This window comes from Rhodococcus sp. NPDC057529 (assembly GCF_042802055.1).
Classification (GTDB): Bacteria; Actinomycetota; Actinomycetes; order Mycobacteriales; family Mycobacteriaceae; genus Rhodococcus_F.
This window is the reverse complement of the sequence record NZ_JBHVEY010000001.1, coordinates 51,931-70,232: the sequence shown is the minus strand read 5'-3', so window position 1 is coordinate 70,232 and position 18,302 is coordinate 51,931. Positions and strand designations below refer to the sequence as shown.

At 66.2% G+C, this 18,302-nt stretch carries 21 protein-coding genes, 1 pseudogene and 1 riboswitch; of the genes and pseudogenes, 10 read left to right on the top strand and 12 right to left on the bottom strand.

The genetic code is table 11. From position 1 onward, the window contains the following. Nucleotides 1-34 precede the first annotated feature (34 nt). Nucleotides 35-1,279, top strand: coding sequence for an acetyl-CoA carboxylase biotin carboxylase subunit family protein (locus ACFU5V_RS00365; protein WP_378695938.1), 1,245 nt, complete (start codon nt 35-37; stop codon nt 1,277-1,279). Nucleotides 1,280-1,317: 38 nt separating this feature from the next. Here the strand turns inward: ACFU5V_RS00365 and ACFU5V_RS00360 are convergent, their stop codons facing one another. The 5 genes from ACFU5V_RS00360 to ACFU5V_RS00340 form a co-directional block, all read right to left on the bottom strand. Then, nucleotides 1,318-2,511: an ATP-grasp domain-containing protein gene (locus ACFU5V_RS00360; RefSeq protein ID WP_378695936.1), complete on the bottom strand. Its 1,194-nt coding sequence runs from the start codon at nt 2,509-2,511 to the stop codon at nt 1,318-1,320. A gap of 64 nt (nt 2,512-2,575) precedes the next feature. After that, nucleotides 2,576-3,595: a methyltransferase gene (locus tag ACFU5V_RS00355; RefSeq protein ID WP_378695934.1), complete on the bottom strand. Its 1,020-nt coding sequence runs from the start codon at nt 3,593-3,595 to the stop codon at nt 2,576-2,578. 117 nt (nt 3,596-3,712) lie between these two features. Next, nucleotides 3,713-4,903, bottom strand: coding sequence for a PIN domain-containing protein (locus ACFU5V_RS00350; protein ID WP_378695932.1), 1,191 nt, complete (start codon nt 4,901-4,903; stop codon nt 3,713-3,715). Nucleotides 4,904-4,922: 19 nt separating this feature from the next. Further along, nucleotides 4,923-5,381 (bottom strand): helix-turn-helix domain-containing protein, encoded by a 459-nt coding sequence (locus ACFU5V_RS00345; RefSeq protein WP_378441065.1) that lies wholly within the window; start codon nt 5,379-5,381, stop codon nt 4,923-4,925. 62 nt (nt 5,382-5,443) lie between these two features. Continuing rightward, complete coding sequence (locus tag ACFU5V_RS00340; RefSeq protein WP_378695930.1) at nt 5,444-6,199, bottom strand: alpha/beta fold hydrolase; 756 nt, start codon at nt 6,197-6,199, stop codon at nt 5,444-5,446. Between the two features lie 32 nt (nt 6,200-6,231). Here ACFU5V_RS00340 and ACFU5V_RS00335 point away from each other — a divergent pair, with 32 nt between their 5' ends. The 3 genes from ACFU5V_RS00335 to ACFU5V_RS00325 all read left to right on the top strand — a co-directional run bounded on the left by ACFU5V_RS00335 (nt 6,232) and on the right by ACFU5V_RS00325 (nt 7,735). Further along, complete coding sequence (locus ACFU5V_RS00335) at nt 6,232-6,546, top strand: antibiotic biosynthesis monooxygenase (RefSeq protein ID WP_012691525.1); 315 nt, start codon at nt 6,232-6,234, stop codon at nt 6,544-6,546. A gap of 50 nt (nt 6,547-6,596) precedes the next feature. Further along, a riboswitch (cobalamin riboswitch) is annotated at nt 6,597-6,730 on the top strand. 22 nt (nt 6,731-6,752) lie between these two features. Beyond that, the gene (locus ACFU5V_RS00330) at nt 6,753-6,947 is read left to right on the top strand and encodes a CbtB domain-containing protein (protein WP_005244930.1); all 195 of its coding nucleotides are present in this window, start codon (nt 6,753-6,755) and stop codon (nt 6,945-6,947) included. Then, nucleotides 6,938-7,735, top strand: a complete 798-nt coding sequence (locus ACFU5V_RS00325) for a CbtA family protein (RefSeq protein WP_378441069.1) — start codon at nt 6,938-6,940, stop codon at nt 7,733-7,735. The genes ACFU5V_RS00330 and ACFU5V_RS00325 overlap by 10 nt, the downstream gene beginning before the upstream one ends. Before the next feature lie 40 nt (nt 7,736-7,775). Here ACFU5V_RS00325 and ACFU5V_RS00320 read toward each other — a convergent pair whose 3' ends face one another. Next, entirely contained in the window at nt 7,776-8,720 is a 945-nt protein-coding gene (locus tag ACFU5V_RS00320; protein ID WP_378441327.1) for a DUF5996 family protein, read from the bottom strand. 70 nt (nt 8,721-8,790) lie between these two features. Next, on the bottom strand, nt 8,791-9,456 hold the full coding sequence (locus ACFU5V_RS00315; protein WP_378441325.1) for a DsbA family protein: 666 nt from the start codon (nt 9,454-9,456) through the stop codon (nt 8,791-8,793). A 237-nt stretch (nt 9,457-9,693) separates the two neighbouring features. Between ACFU5V_RS00315 and ACFU5V_RS00310 the strand changes: the two genes are divergently transcribed. The 5 genes from ACFU5V_RS00310 to ACFU5V_RS00290 are packed head-to-tail and all read left to right on the top strand — an operon-like array spanning nt 9,694 to nt 11,668. After that, nucleotides 9,694-9,888 (top strand): CbtB domain-containing protein, encoded by a 195-nt coding sequence (locus ACFU5V_RS00310; RefSeq protein ID WP_378441323.1) that lies wholly within the window; start codon nt 9,694-9,696, stop codon nt 9,886-9,888. Nucleotides 9,889-9,910: 22 nt separating this feature from the next. After that, nucleotides 9,911-10,354, top strand: coding sequence for a hypothetical protein (locus ACFU5V_RS00305; RefSeq protein WP_378441321.1), 444 nt, complete (start codon nt 9,911-9,913; stop codon nt 10,352-10,354). Beyond that, nucleotides 10,351-10,650 (top strand): SH3-like domain-containing protein, encoded by a 300-nt coding sequence (locus ACFU5V_RS00300; protein WP_378441319.1) that lies wholly within the window; start codon nt 10,351-10,353, stop codon nt 10,648-10,650. The genes ACFU5V_RS00305 and ACFU5V_RS00300 overlap by 4 nt, the downstream gene beginning before the upstream one ends. Continuing rightward, nucleotides 10,647-11,336, top strand: coding sequence for a thiocyanate hydrolase subunit gamma (scnC, locus tag ACFU5V_RS00295; protein ID WP_072947369.1), 690 nt, complete (start codon nt 10,647-10,649; stop codon nt 11,334-11,336). The genes ACFU5V_RS00300 and scnC overlap by 4 nt, the downstream gene beginning before the upstream one ends. After that, nucleotides 11,333-11,668 (top strand): ScnB, encoded by a 336-nt coding sequence (locus ACFU5V_RS00290; protein WP_378441315.1) that lies wholly within the window; start codon nt 11,333-11,335, stop codon nt 11,666-11,668. Before scnC ends, ACFU5V_RS00290 begins: the two co-directional genes overlap by 4 nt. Nucleotides 11,669-11,675: 7 nt before the next feature. On the opposite strand, the gene ACFU5V_RS00285 is transcribed toward ACFU5V_RS00290, so the two are convergent. Next, entirely contained in the window at nt 11,676-12,113 is a 438-nt protein-coding gene (locus ACFU5V_RS00285) for an OsmC family protein (RefSeq protein WP_378441313.1), read from the bottom strand. 39 nt (nt 12,114-12,152) lie between these two features. Further along, nucleotides 12,153-13,103: a helix-turn-helix transcriptional regulator gene (locus ACFU5V_RS00280; RefSeq protein WP_378695925.1), complete on the bottom strand. Its 951-nt coding sequence runs from the start codon at nt 13,101-13,103 to the stop codon at nt 12,153-12,155. A gap of 61 nt (nt 13,104-13,164) precedes the next feature. Here ACFU5V_RS00280 and ACFU5V_RS00275 point away from each other — a divergent pair, with 61 nt between their 5' ends. Continuing rightward, nucleotides 13,165-13,746 (top strand): TIGR03086 family metal-binding protein, encoded by a 582-nt coding sequence (locus ACFU5V_RS00275; protein ID WP_378695923.1) that lies wholly within the window; start codon nt 13,165-13,167, stop codon nt 13,744-13,746. 68 nt (nt 13,747-13,814) lie between these two features. On the opposite strand, the gene ACFU5V_RS00270 is transcribed toward ACFU5V_RS00275, so the two are convergent. The 3 genes and pseudogenes from ACFU5V_RS00270 to ACFU5V_RS00260 form a co-directional block, all read right to left on the bottom strand. After that, entirely contained in the window at nt 13,815-16,352 is a 2,538-nt protein-coding gene (locus ACFU5V_RS00270; protein ID WP_378439663.1) for an ATP-dependent Clp protease ATP-binding subunit, read from the bottom strand. Nucleotides 16,353-16,838: 486 nt separating this feature from the next. Next, nucleotides 16,839-17,771: pseudogene (locus ACFU5V_RS00265) on the bottom strand (esterase/lipase family protein); the annotation flags it as partial. Nucleotides 17,772-17,870: 99 nt separating this feature from the next. After that, entirely contained in the window at nt 17,871-18,221 is a 351-nt protein-coding gene (locus ACFU5V_RS00260) for an Lsr2 family protein (protein WP_072947363.1), read from the bottom strand. Between the last annotated feature and the right edge of the window lie 81 nt (nt 18,222-18,302).

The window sequence follows — 18,302 nt, the reverse complement described above, 5'->3', positions numbered from 1 at the left end:
TCCCATCGGCATTCCATCCAGCGGAGTCTTCCGAATGAAACTGCTCATCCTCCACCGCGTTCCCTATTCCTTCATCGAATACCACCGGGTCATAGATCATGGAATTCACGATGTCGTGTACGTCGGCACAGCTGCGCAACTTGCCACCGTGCCGCCCGACCTTCCCTGTACGAGGGTTGAACGGCCCGGTCACGCGGGTGTGGCCGAGGAGGTTCGCACCCTGTTCTCCCCCGACGATGCCTTCGACAGAGTGATCAGCGTTTCCCAATACGAGATGATGGACGCAGCGCAGATACGGCGTAGCCTCGGCGTCGAAGGAGTATCCCCGGAGCAGGTCCACATCGTGAACGACAAGGTGGCGATGAAAGCCGCAGTCGCAGGATGCGGACTTCGCGTGCCCCGATTTGTTCGCTGCGACGAGGCGCTCACCGCGTCGTCCGCCGATGTCGCTCCCTGGTATGGGAAGACAGTGCTCAAACCACTCGATGGAACCGCCAGCAAGGATGTTGTCGTTTTCGCCACCTACGCTGACGCCGGCGCTGCGATTCTCGACCACCCTGCAGGTGTGGAGGACTGGGATCCGGAGCGCTTCCAGCTCGAAGAATATGTGGAGGGGCCGATCTTCCACTTCGATGGCGTGATGCTTGCCGGTGCGCCGGTGGCGATCGTCGCCAGCAGATATCTGGGCACGTGCCTCGAGTTCGCCCAGGGAGTTCCGCAGGGATCGATTCAAGTCGACGACGACGGCGGGCGCTGCACGGCAGCGGTCGAGTACCTTCGGGCAGTGGGTATCGACAACGGCCCATTTCATCTCGAAATGATCGAGGCCGCAGAGGGAATGGTGTTCCTGGAGGTCGGCGCCCGTCCCGGCGGGGGACATATCAAGGAGACGTTCCGGCTCGCCACGGGCATCGACCTGGTCGCAGCCGGCTTGGCCTGCAACCTCGATTGGTCACCTCTCGACACCAATCCACTGAAACGGTGGTTCGAAAGGACGGCGAGTACCAAGGTCTACGGGGACTTCATGTTCCCGGGGCACCTGCTTCGGTCGCGGCACTGTGCGATTTCGGGTGGAGAAAGATTCCAAGGCCACCCCGATGTCCTTCGATGGAAGGAGCTGGATGCCGGCGCCTCCCTCCCGGAGACCGTGAGTTATTTCGATTTCGAATTGCCCGTCAGCGGCATCGTCGCCGGCCGGTCCAGCTCTGACGTGACCTCACTCATTCGCGAAATCTTGACGACCGTGCAAGTAATGCCCATCGAGCAGCCCATGCAATGACCGTCATCTGACCGACCGGTGAGCCCGCTCCCGCCCTGTCAGTGCGGGAGCGGGCTCGTCTCCACCCGGATCCGGGCCTGCGCCTCAGCCAACCGGCGCTCGGCATCCACGAGATCGGTGCCGACCGCGACAATGACACCTTGACGATCCGCGGAGGATCGGAGCGGACCGAGGCGTTGCCCCGGTTCGAGAGAACACTGCAACCGGATTATCCCCTCGGCCTGACGCGCGGCCTCGATGCCATGCACCCGTTCGATCACCACGTTCTCGTACGCGAAGAATGCGACGCAGCCTGCACCGCGCCCGGGTGTTCGCGATTGCGGCGGCAGTCCGGCAAGATGGCAGATCGACTCCCGGACCAGATCGCGACCCATCGCACGGAGCACCAGCTCCCAAATGAAATCGCCGCCCGGACGGGTATTGCCCTCGATGATCCGGGGCCCGGCCGAGCCGAAACGCACTTCCGTATGGGCCGGCCCAAAGGAATGACCGATCGAACCGAGGAATTCGGTGACGAGACCGCGGAGCTCGGCAAGGGCCGATGGTGCGACCGCGGCCGGCATCAGATGACCGGTTTCGATATACCGTGGTGCGCCGGTGGTGGTCTTGGCGGTCACCGCGATGATGTCGTGCCGGCCGTCCGTGGTGAAGGATTCGACGCTGTATTCGGGGCCGTCGATGAACTCTTCGGCGAGGGTCGGCCCGGGGTACTCGCCGCGAGAGCGGGCGAATGCGGACTCGACCTGGTCGAGGCTCGAGACGCGAAAGACGCCGGAACTGCCGGCGCCTCCAGCGGGCTTGACGACGATCGGGCCGCCCACTGCGAGAAGGAAGTTCCGCACCTCGGACGCCGAACTGCAGCTCCGGGTCAGCACAGCGCCGAGATCACGGCCGGCCAGGTGCTCGCGCATGGCAATCTTGTCGCGGGTCAACCGGACGGCTTCCCGCGCGTTCCCCGCGATGCCGAGAGCCTCTTTGATCACGGCGGCCGGCATGAGGCCGTGCTCGGTGAAGGACACGACGGCATCGAAGGGTGTGAACTCGTGCAGCGCCCGCGCCCTGCAGAGCGCCTCTGCCTGGTCGCGGTAGTCGAATACGCACAGCCGGTGCGCGCGCCTGGCCTGGTCCACGGTGACCGATTCGGAGTTCTGAAAGACGGACAGTTCGACCGGTAGATCGTCGATCATCCGGAAAGTCTCGTCATGTCCGCCGACGATCAATATGTGCGCCATGCCGAACCTGCTCCTCGAGGTCCGCTGATTTCGGCGTTGCGAGGTCGTCCTCGTCCGGCCCGTCTCACTTCCGGCCCTCGATCACGCTGAAGCCACAGGGCAGGAGCGTACTGCCGGTGAGCCCGAGACCTGCGCGCTCGTACAGGCGCGCATAATCCTGAATGGTTCGCTCCCGGCCGCCCGTCATGACCAGCATGGCGACGTCGACCACGTTTCCCCAGACGTATCCGCCGTCCTCGCTGATCACCCGCTCCAGGACCAGGATCCTTCCGCCGGGCTCGAGCGCGTTCGCGCAATGGGTGAGAACGCGTATCGAGTCGTCGTCGTTCATCGTGTGGAGAACGCTCTTGAGCAGGTGGACGTCACCCCCGCCGGGCACCTCTGTCAGACCGTCGCCGGGCACGATGCCACACCGCTCCTCGACGCCGTATTCCCGCAAGGTGTGACCGGCCCTGGCCAGCGAGAACTCCAAGTCGTAGATCGTGCCCCGCAGATGATCGTATTTGCGCAACAACTGGGCGGTCACGATGCCGTAACCACCGCCGACATCGATGACGTGCCGATTGTCCGCGAAATCGATCGCCTCCGCGGTCTCGAGACCGGCGCGGACCGAGATCTCGTGCCAGCCCAGATGGAAGCGCTGGGCGGAGTCGGGGTGCTCGGCCAGGTACTCGAAGAGGGATTTGCCGAAGAACTGGCCGAACCCTGTCCGCCCCGTACGAGCGCATTGGAGCAGCTCGCTCCAGGCCAGGTACGTTTCTGCGCCGGCAAAGAGCTCCACCTCGCTTGCGATCGATTCCGGATTGTCCCTGCGCAAGAATTCGGCTCGCGGCGTGAGTGCGCACGTGTCCTGCTCGTCCACGGCGAAGATCCCCGCGCTCATCAGTAGGCGGAGGATCCGCTTCAGCGCATCGGGGTCGGTTCCGCTTCGTCGGGCGAGATCGACAAGCGCCAGTGGGCCCCCCGCCAGCAGATCCGCGAGCTCCAGCTCGACGGCGACGAACAAGCAGCTGGATATGTTGTAGCCGTGGACCATTTCTTTGACACAGAGACGGTCGGGCTTGTCACGGAAGTCGAAATACATTGTGCGCCTTCGAATAGGTTGTGGAGTACGCCTTCGACCAGCGTGAGGCTTCGCCGCGTCGCGCGATAGATACCCCGGGGCTGGCAACCATTCACCCCCGCCCGCACCGACGTAGGTTCAGGTGGTAGTCGCGGGGTCCGACTCCGACCCCAGATTTCGCACCAGCCAACGCCCGTCGACGAGATGCATGAGGACCGGGCACACATACCGGGTGTCGTTCGGCTGCCACAGGCCGCCCTCCAGCGTCGAGGTGTCGAGCACGTAGAGCGCCTCGACGCCCGGAGCGACCATCCTGGTGGCTGAGCTGATACCCCACGTCGCCGGATCCGGCAGCATCGCCCGGAACGACCGCACATGCACGCGCTCGAAATGCACCCACAGCGGATGATCCGGCACCGGCCCGGCAAGGGCCGCCTCGACCGCCTCGCCGTCCCAACCGTCGACAGTCATCTGATAGTGGTTGTCGCGCACCCACTTCTGTGCGAGTACCGCCCGGAAGCCGGGATCCACATTCGGCCATACCGACAGCAGATCCCCGTCCACACACACCGGCATCAGGAACGCCCACGCCGCATTCACCAGATCTGCGTGCCCGAGCAACCGCACCCGCTCGGCCGGATCCATCGCACGAAGCTGCCGGTACGTCTGCCGCACCTCGGGCGGCAACGAGTCGATCTGCTCGTCGGTCAGCTCCGGAAGGGCGGACACAGCCGGCGCCGCACCGCGGTCCGAGGTGTCGTCCCGGCCGACCAGCACCGCCCGGACCGCGTCGACGAACCGTGGGGTCAGCCGGTCGAGTGACTCGAGCAACTCACCCACCGTGCGCGGCGGGAGCGCATTCCGGGCGACCAGCAGGTGTATACGCTCGAACACCGCTTCCGAGTCGAGATCGAGCTGATCGCAGAGGAATTCGTCGGGGTGGATCGCCTCGACGTCGTACGGGTCGAGTGCCGCCGGCGGGAAGTCCGTCAGGTTGGCGGTCACGATCAAGGCCGCACCGGACCGTACCGCCGCGGCCAGGACGTGCCGGTCCTTCGGATCGTTGGTCATCGCGGGGATCAACTCGCGGTACCCGCGTGACTCCTCCTCCGCGAACGGGAACGCCCTGCGCATCTGGTGGACCCGACGCGCCGCCTGCTCCGGCGACTTGCCGAACCTCTCCCCGGCCAGGTCGCGCTCCACCTCGTCGAGCAGGTCCGGCGTCCACACCGGCCGGAACAATTCGGCATCGGCCAGGGTCAGCAGCAGGTTGTTCAGGACCTGCGGGAGCAGGACGCACCCGTCGAGAACCACCCGAAAGGCAGCCATCGGTTGTCCTGCCCCTCGATCAGCGGGTCGAGACGAAGCCGTCAGCGGCGTCGCCGGGGTCCGGGGTTTCCTCCTGCGCCATCTCCTCGAACACCTGACCGCGTCGCGCACGCTCGTGTTGTCGGAATGCGAGCACGTCCGCCAACTCCACCCGCCGATGCCTGCCCGGCGACGAGTACGGAATCTTCCCGGCCTCCAGCAACCGCACCAGCGTCGGCCGGGTAATACCCAGCAGTTCCGCGGCCTCCTGCGTCGTCAGCACCGTCCGATGCGGCTCCACCGTCACCGCCTGCCCCCGGTCCAGAGCCGTGACCGCGTCGACGAGCAAACCCCGGACACTGTCCGGCAATGGCGCCGAACCCTCCGGGGTCGAGATCGTCACATCGTCCTGACCAGCGAGAAGATACTTCAACGCGGTGAGAATTTCGCGATCGTCGGAGCCCGGTGGCAACACCGTGTGGTTCATCAGAGCGGCCATACCTCAACGATAAAACGAAAAAAACGAACACACAATGTCCTCCGCAGCGGACGAGGCGGATCTCAGCCGAGCCCGTCGAGGAATTCCTCGACCACTTTCCGGTACTGCTCCGGCTGGTCGTCGTGGACGAGGTGCCCGGCCTGCGCGATGCGGACGTACTCGGCGCCGGGATGCCGCTCCGCCATGGTCCGCATCTGGCCGTCCGGGGTGATGGTGAACTCCCCCTCGATCAGCAGGGCCGGAACGGTGATCGACGCCCACTGGTCCCAGAAGTGCCTGTCGCCCCACTCCGCCGAGATGTCGCGGAACGTGTCGACGTCGCCGTGCAGGTACCAGCCGTCGGCGCGCTTCTCGAACGAATTCAGGAAGTACTGTCCGGCAACCGGACCGAAGAACTCGAACAGATCCTCCCGGGTCGCGAACGGTTGCGGCCAGTTCGAGATCATCGCCGCCCAGTCGTCGGCGGTGCGGCCGCGGAAGTCGGGGGCCATGTCTTCGAGGACGAGCGCCGACACCGTCTCCGGATGCTCGGCAGCCAGGCACCAGGCGTGCAGGGCGCCCATCGAATGGCCGATCACCACCCACGGCCCGGCGACGGGCGCGAGTGCCGTGGACAGGTCCGCGACGAACGCTTCCGTCGTCAACCGCGACGGCGCGGGCCTGCCGTGGCCTGCGGCGTCGAACGTGAAGACGTGGCCGTGCTCGCGCAGCCACGGCACGTGCCGTCCCCACGTCCGGGCACTGCCCATCAACCCGTGCAGCAGCAGAATCGGCTGTCCCGCCCCACCCTCGTCGTGCAACGCACTCTCACCCGCCACCACTCCGACGCTAGCGGAGTAACCTCGCCCGCATGGCAGTGGTGAAGATCAACGCAATCGAAATCCCCGAGGGTGCGGGCCCCGAACTCGAGAAGCGCTTCGCGGCGCGCGCGCACGCAGTGGAGAACTCTCCCGGCTTCCTCGGCTTCCAGCTCCTGCGTCCGGTGCAGGGCGAGAACCGCTACTTCGTCGTCACGCAGTGGGAGAGCGAAGAGGCATTCGCGGCGTGGCGCGACGGTCCGGCCCGGGAAGCACACGCGGGTGAGCGGAAGAAGCCGGTGGCATCCGGTGCGTCGCTGCTGGAGTTCGAGGTCGTACTCGACGTCGCGGCGGCGAACAAGAGCTGAGCGGCAGGGGCTGGCCGAGGATTGACACGACGGCCCGCCGGGTGCAAAAGTTCGCAGGACAATGCGATGGTTCGGCAGGAATCCGGTGCAATCCCGGAGCGGTCGCGCCACTGTAAATCGGAGTAGTCCCTCACGGGAACCACCTCGACAGCCAGATACTGCGGCCATCGCCTGGACCTAGGGGACGCGAAATCCCAGGAGGAACTATGGCACTCGCCTACGCACCCGGCTCGTCGGTCGACACGACCCGCCTCGCCGTCATCTCTTTCGCGATCGTTCTGTTCGCGATGCTCGCTCTCTACCTCGTGGGATTCGACCAGGGCGCGATCTCGCGCAGCGGCATGTACATGCATGAATTGATGCACGACGGCCGCCACCTCCTGGGTCTGCCATGCCACTGACCGATTCCTTCACGAAACTCCTCATCCGCGGCCTGCTGGCCGGCCTGATCGCAGGCATCCTGGCCGGTGGCGTCGCGTTCGTTCTCGGTGAGTCGCACATCGACGCGGCCATCGCGATCGAAGAATCGCACAGCGCCGCCGAACCCGAAGGCCACTCGCACGACGCCACCGCGGCGGAGGAACCGGCCGGGCACTCGCACGACGAGGAAGAGGCACTCGTCAGCCGCGACGGGCAGCGCTTCGGGCTGTTCCTCGCCACGTCCCTCGCGGGACTGGCACTGGGAGCGATCTTCGCCGTCGTCGCGAACTACGCGCGTCGGGTGACGACGCTGTCGGGACCGTTGCTCGGCCTGACCCTGGCCACCTTCGGCTGGCTGGCAATCGAGGCGGTGCCGTTCTTCAAGTACCCCGCCAACCCGCCCGCAGTCGGAGACCCCGAGACGATCAACCAGCGCACCTGGCTGTGGCTTGCCGCGGTCGCGCTGGGCCTGCTCGCCGTGGTGGCGTCCGTCTTCGCGGCGAAGGCCGTCGCCGCACAGGAGTTCCTGTCGGTGCGGATCGCGGCGCCGGTTGTCGCGTTCCTCGTGGTGGCGACCATCGGATATCTGGTGCTGCCCACGATCAACGAAGTGGGTGACGACTTCCCCGCGGTGCTGCTGTGGCAGTTCCGGCTGTCGTCCCTCGCGACGCAGGCCACGCTGTGGCTGGTTCTCGGACTCGTGTTCGCGTTCCTCACGGAGCGTGCCACCCGGGCCACCGCGCCCGCGCGGGCGAACGCCTCTGCCTGACCATGTGAGTGGCACCGTGTGCCGGAGCACACCGTGCCACTCACATGGGGTGGGCGTCCCAACGGGACGGGTCCGTCTCCAGAGCGGCCCGGTCCCAGCCACCCCGATCGGCGGCCGCGTCGTACGTGCTGTGCAGGAACTTCAGCAGAGCCGCGTCGGGATCGTCCGCGGTGCGGACGGTCTCGTACGGCAGCAGGAATTGCCGGAACTCCGCGCTGTAGAACGCCCCTTCGGGCCCGATCGGGTAGTCGGCGAAGCCGTCCGGTTCCGGATAGGCGTACGCGTAGAACGCACCTTCGACGCCACCGCCGGGCCAGAATCCGCAGCTGCTCAGCTCGTGTGAGTAGCCCTCGACCATCACCCAGTCTCCGCAGTTCGGCGCTCCGCCAGGGTGAGTCGGCGCGCTTCGACCGGAGAACCGGGTGCAGGCCAGGTCGAGCGCACCCCAGAAGAAGTGCACGGGACTGACCTTCCCGATGAAATGGGCACGGAATTCGTGCAGCACACGGTCCGCCTGCACGAGCTGCCGCCAGAACCGGTGCACCGACTCACCGTCGTACGAGCAGTGCTGCGTGTCCTCCGCGAACGGGACGGCCGTCACCACCTCGTTGGGCCTGGCCAGGATGGTCGTCGTGACGCCCAGTTCGGCCAGCGTGTCCATCGTTTCCGCATGGAAATCGGCCACCGACTTCGGTTCGAGCGCAATCGTCCCGGTGCCACCCGTGCTCGTGCGGATCACCAGCCGATGGTCTACGAAGTCGAATTCGATGTCGAAACAGTCGGTGCCGTACGGGACGGTCGACGTGGTGAGACCGCGGGGACTCACGTACAGCGGCACCTGCCACCAGTGGTTGATCAGCGGTGCGTGGGCCAGGCGGATCTTCCCGACGATCTGCGTCCACATGTGCAGGGTGTCCCTCGTCGACGTCCACTCGTCCACCTTCAACGCAGGCCATGCATCTCCGGATCGTGTCTGCTCGCGCACAGTGCCTCCCTGCCGACGACTGCTTTTCAATGTGCTCCCCGTCCGGGGCGATGGCAAGCGATGCCGGTGGTCAGGAGACCGGTGCCGCGCTCGCCTGCGTCAGAAGCTGCAGGAACACGTCCTTCGGCTGCGCGCCGGACACCGCGACGCGGCGGTTGGCGACGAAGAACGGCACCGCCGTCACCTGCAGCCGGCGGGCCGCCTCGAGGTCTGCCTGCACCGCGTCCGCGCCGGCATCGGAATCGAGTTCGGCGCGCACCGAGTCGGCGTCGAGCCCGGCCCGCGCCGCGATGTCGACGAGCACCTCGCGGTCGTCGATCACGGCACCCTCACCGAAATGGGCGCGGAACAGTCCCTCCACCACTGCATCTCGCTTGTCGCCCGCGAGGTGGATCAGCCGGTGCGCGTCAAAGGTGTTGGCGGCGACGACCGTGTCGAAGTCCAGTTGCAGACCCTCGTCGGCCGCCGTCCGCGCGACGTGCCCGAACATCTGACGGACCTGCTCGACCGACAGCCCCTTGCTCTCCACCAGGGCGTCGAGTTCGGTGCGCCGCTCCCCGACCGGGGTGTCCGGCGACAGCTGGTACGACCGCCACGTCAGGGTGACCCGGTCGCGCCCCTCGAACTCGTCGAGGGCCGACAGGAAGCGTCGCTTGCCGATGTAGCACCAGGGGCAGGCCACGTCGGACCAGATCTCGATCTCGATGTCGCCGTCGTGCTTCTGCTGTGTTCTCACAGTTCAGTGGAACAGACGGGTGCCGCATTCTGTTCCGGCACGTTTCCGCGCAGAGAGTGTCTTGGCTCGCCGTGGTGCATTTCCGCCCGCCGAATTCGACCGAACGGTACGGTGAGGGTGTCGACACGGCGAGAGTAACGTCGTATCGATCGTGCCGCTGAACGAGGGGCGCTCGTCGCGTTGCCCGGAAGATCGACGGCCGATGGTTGCGGAACCCGAACTCCTCCAGGAGTAGCCATGGTTTACGTCTCGTCACCGAGCAAGTCCGTCGAATCACTCGGAATCGTGCTGATCGCCGTCGGAGTCGTCCTGCTCTCCCTTCTCACCCTCTACCTGGTCGGCTTCGACCAGGGTGCGATCTCCCGAAGTGGCATGTACCTGCACGAATTGATGCACGACGGACGCCATCTCCTGGGAGTTCCCTGTCACTAGTTCCACCCCTACGGAGCACGCGATGAACTCTCCAGCAGAATTCGAAGCACAGGCGAACAGAGTGGCGGGGTACGGCCCCCTCCATCACGAAGAGATGGATTCGCCGTACTACCTGTCCAATTCCGCATTCGACGCGCTGCGGCACGTGCTGCACGACGTCGGCGGCCAGCCCGCCCTTCCCGTCGCGTACGAGGAGAAGGTCGAAGAGGACTGGGAGATGAGCACGTACGTCACGTGCGAATGCCTCGGCTGGCGGGGTGTGTGGAACTCGGAGGAACGCCGCCGCGCCGAGAACGACCTGGGTGCGACGCTCTACTTCGGATTGCCGTACTACGCGCGCTGGATCACGGTGGCCGCCAAGACACTCGTCAACAAGGGCTTGATCACGCCGGACGAACTGTCCGCCAAGATCGACGAAGTGCGGGCCCGGACCGCAGGCGGACCTACGGCTGGAGGCCGGTCATGACGAAATTCGCGATCGGCGACCGCGTAACCGTCAAGGACGCGACGTCGATGTTCCACACCCGCACGCAGGCATTCATCCGCGGGCACACCGGTGTCGTCGTCGAACACCGCCCGGAGTGGGTGATCCCCGAGGACGAGGCGTGGGGACGCGTCGACGACGGGCGGACCGAACCGTTCTACGTCGTCCGCTTCCAGCAGACCGACCTCTGGCCCCGCTACACCGGATACGAGATCGACACCTTGGAAACCGAGTGCTCCGAGCGCTGGCTCGAGCCGGCAGGAGAGGCCGACACATGACGCATTCGCACGACGATCACGCTCCGATCCAGGCCTCGGAGGAGGTCAGCGAATTCGAGATCCTGGAAACCGCCATCCGGGAACTGTCCATCGAACACGGACTGTTCTCCCGCGAGGATCACCGGCGGTTCTCGGAATGGGCCGAGTCGGTAGGGCCGTCGGGTGGTTCGAAGTTGGTCGCGAAGGCGTGGGTGGATCCGGAATTCAAGAAGCGCCTGCTGGCCGACGGCACCGAGACCTGCAAGGAGGTGGGGATCGACTGGCGCGACCCCACGGGATCGGGCACGCCGAGCGACTACACGTACTTCTACGTGCTGGAGAACACCCCGAAAGTGCACAACGTCATCGTCTGCACGTTGTGTTCGTGCTATCCGCGGCCCGTCCTCGGCATGTCCCCGGACTGGTACCGCACACCCAACTACCGCCGCCGGCTGGTGCGCTGGCCCCGCGAGGTGATCGCGGAGTTCGGCCTGCACTTCCCGTCGGATGTCGAAGTGCGCGTGCATGATTCGAATCAGAAATCGCGATTCATGGTGATGCCGATGCGCCCCGAGGGCACCGAGGGGTGGAGTGAGGAACAGCTGGCGTCGATCGTCACCCGCGACACCATGATCGGTGTCGCCGTCCCTCAGGTCGACTGGACGGCGACCACACCACCCTCGGACAACGGAGGAGCCGCACGATGATGGCGGACAAGGGCTACGACGTCATCCTGAACACGTTGACGCCGGAGACAACTCGCGACGACGTGACGCTCCCGGACCTCGACCGCAAGCCCGACCCGTGGGAATCGAGCATGCAGGCCACCGCGGAATGCCTGTCCTGGCGTGGCGCCTGGGACAATCTCGACAGGCGCCACACCGAGGACCAGCTGGGCGAAACCCTCTACCGCGATTTTCCCGTCCGCTCCCGGTCCGTCGTCGCCACCGCGCACGCGCTGATGGACAAGGGCGTCATCAGCCCGGACGAACTGCAGGCGAAGATGGAGGAGATACGCGCACGGTTCAACCGTCGGTAGTCGGCACTCAGGATTCGAGTGCCGCGTCCAACGTGATCTCGACGCCGGTGAGCGCCTTGCTCACCGGGCACGACTCCTTCGCGGCCTGAGCGGCCTTGGCGAAGCCGTCGGCGTCGAGACCGTCCACCTCACCGCGGACCGTCAGCGTGATGCCGGTGAGCTTGAAACCCGGGTTGTCCGGCCCGAGTGAGACATCGGCCTTCACCTCGAGGCTCTGCGGGGTTCCGCCTGCCTCCGCGATGAGTGCGGACAGCTGCATCGCGTAGCAGGAGGAATGCGCCGCCGCGATCAGCTCCTCCGGGCTGGTGGTTCCACCCGCCTCCTCCGCCGCGCGCTTCGGGAACGAGACGTCGAAGGTCGCGACACCGGAACTGGTGAGTTCCACCTGGCCGCTTCCCTGTTCGAGTGATCCGTTCCAAGCGGTCCGTGCGGTACGTGTCGGCATGCCACATCCTCTCGTGGTTCTTCGGTTTACGTGTCGAACCTACTCGTACCTGGCGCACATCCGCAGCGCCCGGGAACGCAGGGCGGCCCGCAGATCGTCCGGCGCCAGCACTTCCGCGTCCTCGCCGAGCGACCACAGCACCCCGCTCGCGTGGGAGTCGTCGCCGAACACCACTTCCAGGCGCACCCGGTCGCCGTCGGCGGGCTGCTCGGATCGGACGGCGTAGGCACGCTCCGCCAGAACGTCGCGACGCTCCCGCCGGACGAGAACGTCGACGACCACCGGTGTGCCGCGCGCCCGGAACGCCGAACGGCGACGCTCCCAGATCGCGGCGAGGTCGATGTCGGCTGTTCGCTGCGCCGGTTCGTCGAGTTCGCGGACGTCCTCGATCCGCTCGAGCCGGTACGTCCGGTCGCGGCCGGCGTCCGTCGCCACCAGGTACCACCGTCCCCCCGCGTGGATGAGACCCTGCGGGTCGATGACGCGCCACACCGGTTCGTTCCCTCGTGACGGGTAGAGGATGCTCAGGCGCCTGCCCACGAACACCGCCTGCTGGATCAGCCCGAGATGGTCGTCGGCCGGTTCCGGATCGGTCAGCCACGACCCCTGGGTGACGAACACGCGTTCCGCCACCTTCGTCGCCGCGGCCCGGTGCGCGTCCGGCATCGCCGCGACCACCTTGCGCATCGCCGACGCGAACGCCGGCGCCATGCCCAGCGACTCCGAGGTGATCGCGGAGCCGGCGGCCAGCAGGGCCTTGGCCTCGTCGACGGTCAGGCCGGTGAGATCGGTGGTGAATCCCGGAAGCAACTCGAAACCGCCGTCCCGGCCGCGTTCGGCGTACACCGGGATCCCCGCCGTCGACAGAGCGTCGATGTCCCGCAGCACGGTCCGCGGCGACACCTCGAGTTCGCGGGCCAGCGCCGACGCCGACATGCGCCCACGGTTGCGGAGCAGGAGGACGAGCGAGAGCAGGCGGTCGGCGCGCATGCCGAAAAGTCGTCAGAAATATACGACAGAAGATGTCATGTATTGCGGCGATAGTTGCCTCATGACACACACGACTGATCCCCGGCCCCTGTACCGCGAAGCCCTCACCTGGACCACCGGCCTCATCGACAACGTCCGCGAGGACCAGCTGACGGCTTCCACCCCGTGCGCCGACTTCGACGTCCGCACCCTGCTCGGCCACCTCGTCGCCACCGTGGAACGTGCCCGCGTGATCGGCGAGGGCGGCGACCCCCGCAGCATTCCGATCGTCGTCGCCGACATCCGCGACGACGGCTACGCGGACGCCTACCGATCCGCCGCCGACCGCATGTGGCCCGTCTGGGCCGACGACCACAGCCTCGACGCGACGGTGACCGCACCATGGGGCACCGTCCCCGGCCGCGCCGCGATCTGGGGCTACATCAACGAGACCCTCGTGCACGGCTGGGACCTGGCGGTCGCCACCGGCCAGCCCTCGGAGACCCGCCCGGAGCTGGCCGAGGCCGTGCTCGGCGTCGCACGGCAGGCGATCCCCGCGGAGCCACGCGGCGGCCCCGTGCCGTTCGCCGACGTCGTCGACCCGCTCCCCACCGCAGGCCCCACCGAACGTCTCGCCAACTGGTCGGGACGCAAGAGCATCTGACCCCGCACACACGAACGGGCCGCCGGTGGAAAACCACCGGCGGCCCGTCTCGTTCGACTACCGCACGACTACTCCGAGTCTGCTGCGCCCGACTTGGCCAGGTCGACCGGAACCTCGTCGGGAACCGTGACCGGCTTCGCCTCGCCGCGGAACGTGAACTTCGCGTCCTCGCCCGCGCCTTCGCCGTCCCAGTTCTCGACGTCGACGTACACGATCTGACCGGGGCCGACCTCGCCGAAGAGGATCTTCTCCGACAGCTGGTCCTCGATCTCGCGCTGGATGGTGCGACGCAGCGGCCGCGCACCCAGGACCGGGTCGAAACCACGCTTGGCCAGCAGCGCCTTCGCCTTGTCGCTGACCTCCATCGTCATGTCCTTGTTCTTCAGGGCCACCTCGACGCGCGCGACCATCAGGTCCACCATCTGAACGATCTGCTCGGTGGTGAGCTGGTGGAACACGACGATGTCGTCGATGCGGTTGAGGAACTCGGGACGGAAGTGCTTCTTCAGCTCGTCGTGGACCTTGAGCTTCATCCGCTCGTAGTTCGACTCGTCGCCCTTACCGGACGTGAAGCCGAGACCCACGGCCTTGGAGATGTCCGACGTGCCGAGGTTCGAGGTGAAGATGAGCACCGTGTTCTTGAAGTCCACGGTCCGGCCCTGACCGTCGGTGAGACGGCCGTCTTCGAGCACCTGCAGGAGGGTGTTGTAGATCTCCTGGTGTGCCTTCTCGATCTCGTCGAACAGCACCACGCTGAACGGCTTGCGGCGCACCTTCTCGGTGAGCTGGCCGCCCTCTTCGTAGCCGACGTAGCCGGGAGGGGCACCGAACAGCCGCGACGCGGTGAACCGGTCGTGGAACTCACCCATGTCGATCTGGATGAGAGCGTCGTCCTCGCCGAACAGGAAGTTGGCGAGCGACTTGGCCAGCTCGGTCTTACCGACTCCGGACGGGCCGGCGAAGATGAACGAACCGGACGGACGCTTCGGGTCCTTCAGGCCGGCGCGGGTGCGACGGATCGCCTTGGCGACAGCCTTGACCGCGTCTTCCTGACCGATGATCCGCTTATGCAGCTCCTCCTCCATGCGGAGCAGACGGGTGGTCTCCTCCTCGGTGAGCTTGAACACGGGGATGCCGGTCCAGTTACCCAGGACCTCGGCGATCTGCTCGTCGTCGACCTCGGCGATGACGTCCAGGTCACCGGAGCGCCACTGCTTCTCCCGCTCCGCACGCTGAGCGACGAGGGTCTTCTCCTTGTCGCGCAGGTTCGCGGCCTTCTCGAAGTCCTGCGCGTCGATCGCGGACTCCTTCTCGCGGCGGGCGTCGGCGATCTTGTCGTCGAACTCGCGGAGGTCCGGCGGTGCGGTCATCCGGCGGATGCGCATCCGTGCTCCGGCCTCGTCGATGAGGTCGATGGCCTTGTCCGGCAGGAAGCGGTCGTTGATGTAGCGATCGGCCAGGGTGGCCGCGGCGACGAGTGCACCGTCCGTGATGGACACGCGGTGGTGCGCCTCGTAACGGTCGCGCAGACCCTTGAGGATCTCGATGGTGTGCTCCACCGTCGGCTCGCCGACCTGCACCGGCTGGAAGCGGCGCTCGAGTGCGGCGTCCTTCTCGATGTACTTGCGGTACTCGTCGAGGGTGGTCGCACCGATGGTCTGCAGCTCACCGCGGGCGAGCTTCGGCTTGAGGATCGAGGCCGCGTCGATGGCGCCCTCGGCCGCGCCGGCACCCACCAGGGTGTGCAGCTCGTCGATGAACAGGATGATGTCGCCGCGGGTGTTGATCTCCTTGAGGACCTTCTTCAGGCGCTCTTCGAAGTCACCGCGGTAACGGCTGCCTGCCACGAGCGACCCGAGGTCGAGCGTGTACAGCTGCTTGTCCTTGAGCGTCTCGGGGACCTCACCGTTGACGATGGCCTGAGCGAGACCTTCGACGACGGCGGTCTTACCGACACCGGGCTCACCGATCAGCACGGGGTTGTTCTTGGTACGGCGCGACAGCACCTGCATGACGCGCTCGATTTCCTTCGAGCGGCCGATGACGGGGTCGAGCTTGCCTTCGAGGGCCGCCTGGGTGAGGTTGCGACCGAACTGGTCGAGCACCAGCGACGTGGACGGGGTGCCCGCCTCGCCACGAGTGCCGCCGGACTCGGCCGGCTCCTTGCCCTGGTAACCGGAAAGCAGCTGGATGACCTGCTGACGGACCCGGTTGAGGTCGGCGCCGAGCTTCACCAGAACCTGCGCTGCGACGCCTTCACCCTCGCGGATGAGGCCGAGCAGGATGTGCTCCGTGCCGATGTAGTTGTGTCCGAGCTGCAGTGCCTCGCGCAGGCTGAGCTCCAGGACTTTCTTGGCACGCGGGGTGAAGGGGATGTGGCCGGACGGGGCCTGCTGGCCCTGGCCGATGATCTCCTCGACCTGGCTGCGCACTCCTTCGAGGGAGATGCCCAACGACTCCAGCGACTTGGCAGCGACACCTTCGCCCTCGTGAATGAGGCCGAGCAGGATGTGCTCCGTACCGATGTAGTTGTGGTTGAGCATCCTGGCTTCTTCTTGAGCCAGGACAACAACGCGCCGTGCGCGATCGGTGAACCTCTCGAACATCGCTCTCCCTCACACTTTCCGACGTGCAGTCACGAGACCGGGTGTCTCGTCCCTGTTCGCCGCGTTTCGCTCCGGCACTACAAGCAGATCGCCAGCGCCTGATCCGAGGGCAGAAGCCCCGAACCGACGAAGGTTCCACGACCCCAGCTATTACTCTAGTTGGCTGCCGATCGACCTGCTGCCCCTCCACCCCTTTAGGTGGGCGAGCACGCCTGCTTATTCGTATTTAACGCCCCAGGTCCGGCAATCGTTTCCCCTTCGCTGTACGCCTGGAGCGAACAGGTCCGGCGGCGCCTGTGGAGGGCATCCGGTCGAGAGAGGCCGACGGCCCGCTCCCCGAGGGGGCGAGACCTGCGTATCCGGACAGGGTATGTCGACGAGCTGCGAGTTCGCCACCCGTTCCTTTCCGCCGGCGTCGGCAACGTTACCCAGGCTCTTGCTCCGGCCTCCCCCGGTAACTGGCGGCGCGATGCATCTCGCGGGGCTACCCCGCGACGGGGCGACGAAACGGCACGGCACCTCGCGCGGATTGTCGCGGTCCAGCGCGTTCAGCACGAAACCGGCGGCGCGTGCCGAGCCGGCGACGGCGACGTGGTCGGAATAGTCCTGCTCACACCCGTCCTGGACGACGATGTTGGTGGTGTCCGGCCCCGGCTCGAGGCCGCTCGTGTACGGGACGACCAGTTCGTCGTAGCGGGTGACGATGTTCGTGTACTCGATCCCCGGGACGTAGACCCCGCCCGCGCGCATGCGGTCGATGAACTTCGACCCCTGGAGCATCTCGGGGCACGCCCGGCAGACGGGGAACCCCGCCGCCACCGCGTCGTCGACACCGAGCGACCGCAGGAACCGGCCGGCACTGATCTGATCGTTTCCGTAGGTGCCCTGCCACGGCGGGGCGAGCGACACGATCTTCGCGACCTTGTCCGCACCGCCGAAGAACTTCGCATAGTTGTTCGCCTGCACCGTGCCCTGGGAATGCCCGACCAGGTCGACCTTCGCGGCGCCCGTGCTCGCCAGCACCCGGTCGACGAACGCGGCGATCTGAGCGGTGCCCGTGTCGATGGGAGTCATTCCGCCGATCGCGTCGAGCGGCCACGGCAGATCGGGAAAGTTGCCGTAGGTGAGCGAATAGACGCAGTAACCCTCGTTGGCGAGCAGCGGCGCGTACACCGCCCAGTTGGTCTGGCGCGCGCCTCCCGTCCCGTGGACGAGGACCACCGGTTCGGGGTGCGCATCACTCGGCCGGCAGGACCAGTCGTTCGAGCCCGGTGCCGAACCGCCCGGATTTCCCAATTCGAGGGGCACTCCGGCGAGGAACGAATCCGGCACCGGATAGGCAGGCGCCGCGGACGCCACCCCGGCCCACATCACGAACGCCAGGAACAGAATCCCTGAAACGGACACGCAGCGGCGCACAGCTACCCCCAGACTCCCCGAATATCGGATCAGTGCGGGACGGTAACAGCCCAGGTCGGTGTGCGGAGCGAATCAGCGAATTCTGTTCCCAGCTAACTTTCAGTTCGCCTTGTTGTAGGCCTCGATAATTTCCGCGGAGATACGGCCGCGCGCAGAAACCTTTTTGTTGTTCTTGCGCGCCCATTCCCGGATAGCGGCGCTCTGTTCCCGATCGACCGAAACTCGGGACTTGGTGACAGCCGGAGCCGCCACCGCTTTGCCGCGCTTGCGCGAGCTCACCTTGCGCGCGTGGGAAACCCACACGTCGAGCTGCTCGCGCAATTTCGCCGCATTCTCCGAGGAAAGGTCGATCTCGTACTGAACACCGTCGAGTCCGAACTCGACCGTCTCGTCGGCAGACGCCTCTTGGTCGACGTCGTCGATCAGGGTGACAGTGACCTTCTTAGCCATGGGATGAAATTCCTCTCGAATGAAGCGACGTCTCATCGTCAACGTGAGCTACGACCCGGAGGTAACCATACCCCTGTTCTT

Bases quoted from the DNA above. Each gene is read 5' to 3' on its own strand.
- ACFU5V_RS00365 (WP_378695938.1), top strand. From the start codon at position 35: ATGAAACTGCTCATCCTCCACCGCGTTCCCTATTCCTTCATCGAATAC.
- ACFU5V_RS00360 (WP_378695936.1), bottom strand. From the start codon at position 2,511: ATGGCGCACATATTGATCGTCGGCGGACATGACGAGACTTTCCGGATG.
- ACFU5V_RS00355 (WP_378695934.1), bottom strand. From the start codon at position 3,595: ATGTATTTCGACTTCCGTGACAAGCCCGACCGTCTCTGTGTCAAAGAA.
- ACFU5V_RS00350 (WP_378695932.1), bottom strand. From the start codon at position 4,903: ATGGCTGCCTTTCGGGTGGTTCTCGACGGGTGCGTCCTGCTCCCGCAG.
- ACFU5V_RS00345 (WP_378441065.1), bottom strand. From the start codon at position 5,381: ATGGCCGCTCTGATGAACCACACGGTGTTGCCACCGGGCTCCGACGAT.
- ACFU5V_RS00335 (WP_012691525.1), top strand. From the start codon at position 6,232: ATGGCAGTGGTGAAGATCAACGCAATCGAAATCCCCGAGGGTGCGGGC.
- ACFU5V_RS00330 (WP_005244930.1), top strand. From the start codon at position 6,753: ATGGCACTCGCCTACGCACCCGGCTCGTCGGTCGACACGACCCGCCTC.
- ACFU5V_RS00325 (WP_378441069.1), top strand. From the start codon at position 6,938: ATGCCACTGACCGATTCCTTCACGAAACTCCTCATCCGCGGCCTGCTG.
- ACFU5V_RS00310 (WP_378441323.1), top strand. From the start codon at position 9,694: ATGGTTTACGTCTCGTCACCGAGCAAGTCCGTCGAATCACTCGGAATC.
- ACFU5V_RS00305 (WP_378441321.1), top strand. From the start codon at position 9,911: ATGAACTCTCCAGCAGAATTCGAAGCACAGGCGAACAGAGTGGCGGGG.
- ACFU5V_RS00300 (WP_378441319.1), top strand. From the start codon at position 10,351: ATGACGAAATTCGCGATCGGCGACCGCGTAACCGTCAAGGACGCGACG.
- scnC (WP_072947369.1), top strand. From the start codon at position 10,647: ATGACGCATTCGCACGACGATCACGCTCCGATCCAGGCCTCGGAGGAG.
- ACFU5V_RS00290 (WP_378441315.1), top strand. From the start codon at position 11,333: ATGATGGCGGACAAGGGCTACGACGTCATCCTGAACACGTTGACGCCG.
- ACFU5V_RS00285 (WP_378441313.1), bottom strand. From the start codon at position 12,113: ATGCCGACACGTACCGCACGGACCGCTTGGAACGGATCACTCGAACAG.
- ACFU5V_RS00280 (WP_378695925.1), bottom strand. From the start codon at position 13,103: ATGCGCGCCGACCGCCTGCTCTCGCTCGTCCTCCTGCTCCGCAACCGT.
- ACFU5V_RS00275 (WP_378695923.1), top strand. From the start codon at position 13,165: ATGACACACACGACTGATCCCCGGCCCCTGTACCGCGAAGCCCTCACC.
- ACFU5V_RS00270 (WP_378439663.1), bottom strand. From the start codon at position 16,352: ATGTTCGAGAGGTTCACCGATCGCGCACGGCGCGTTGTTGTCCTGGCT.
- ACFU5V_RS00260 (WP_072947363.1), bottom strand. From the start codon at position 18,221: ATGGCTAAGAAGGTCACTGTCACCCTGATCGACGACGTCGACCAAGAG.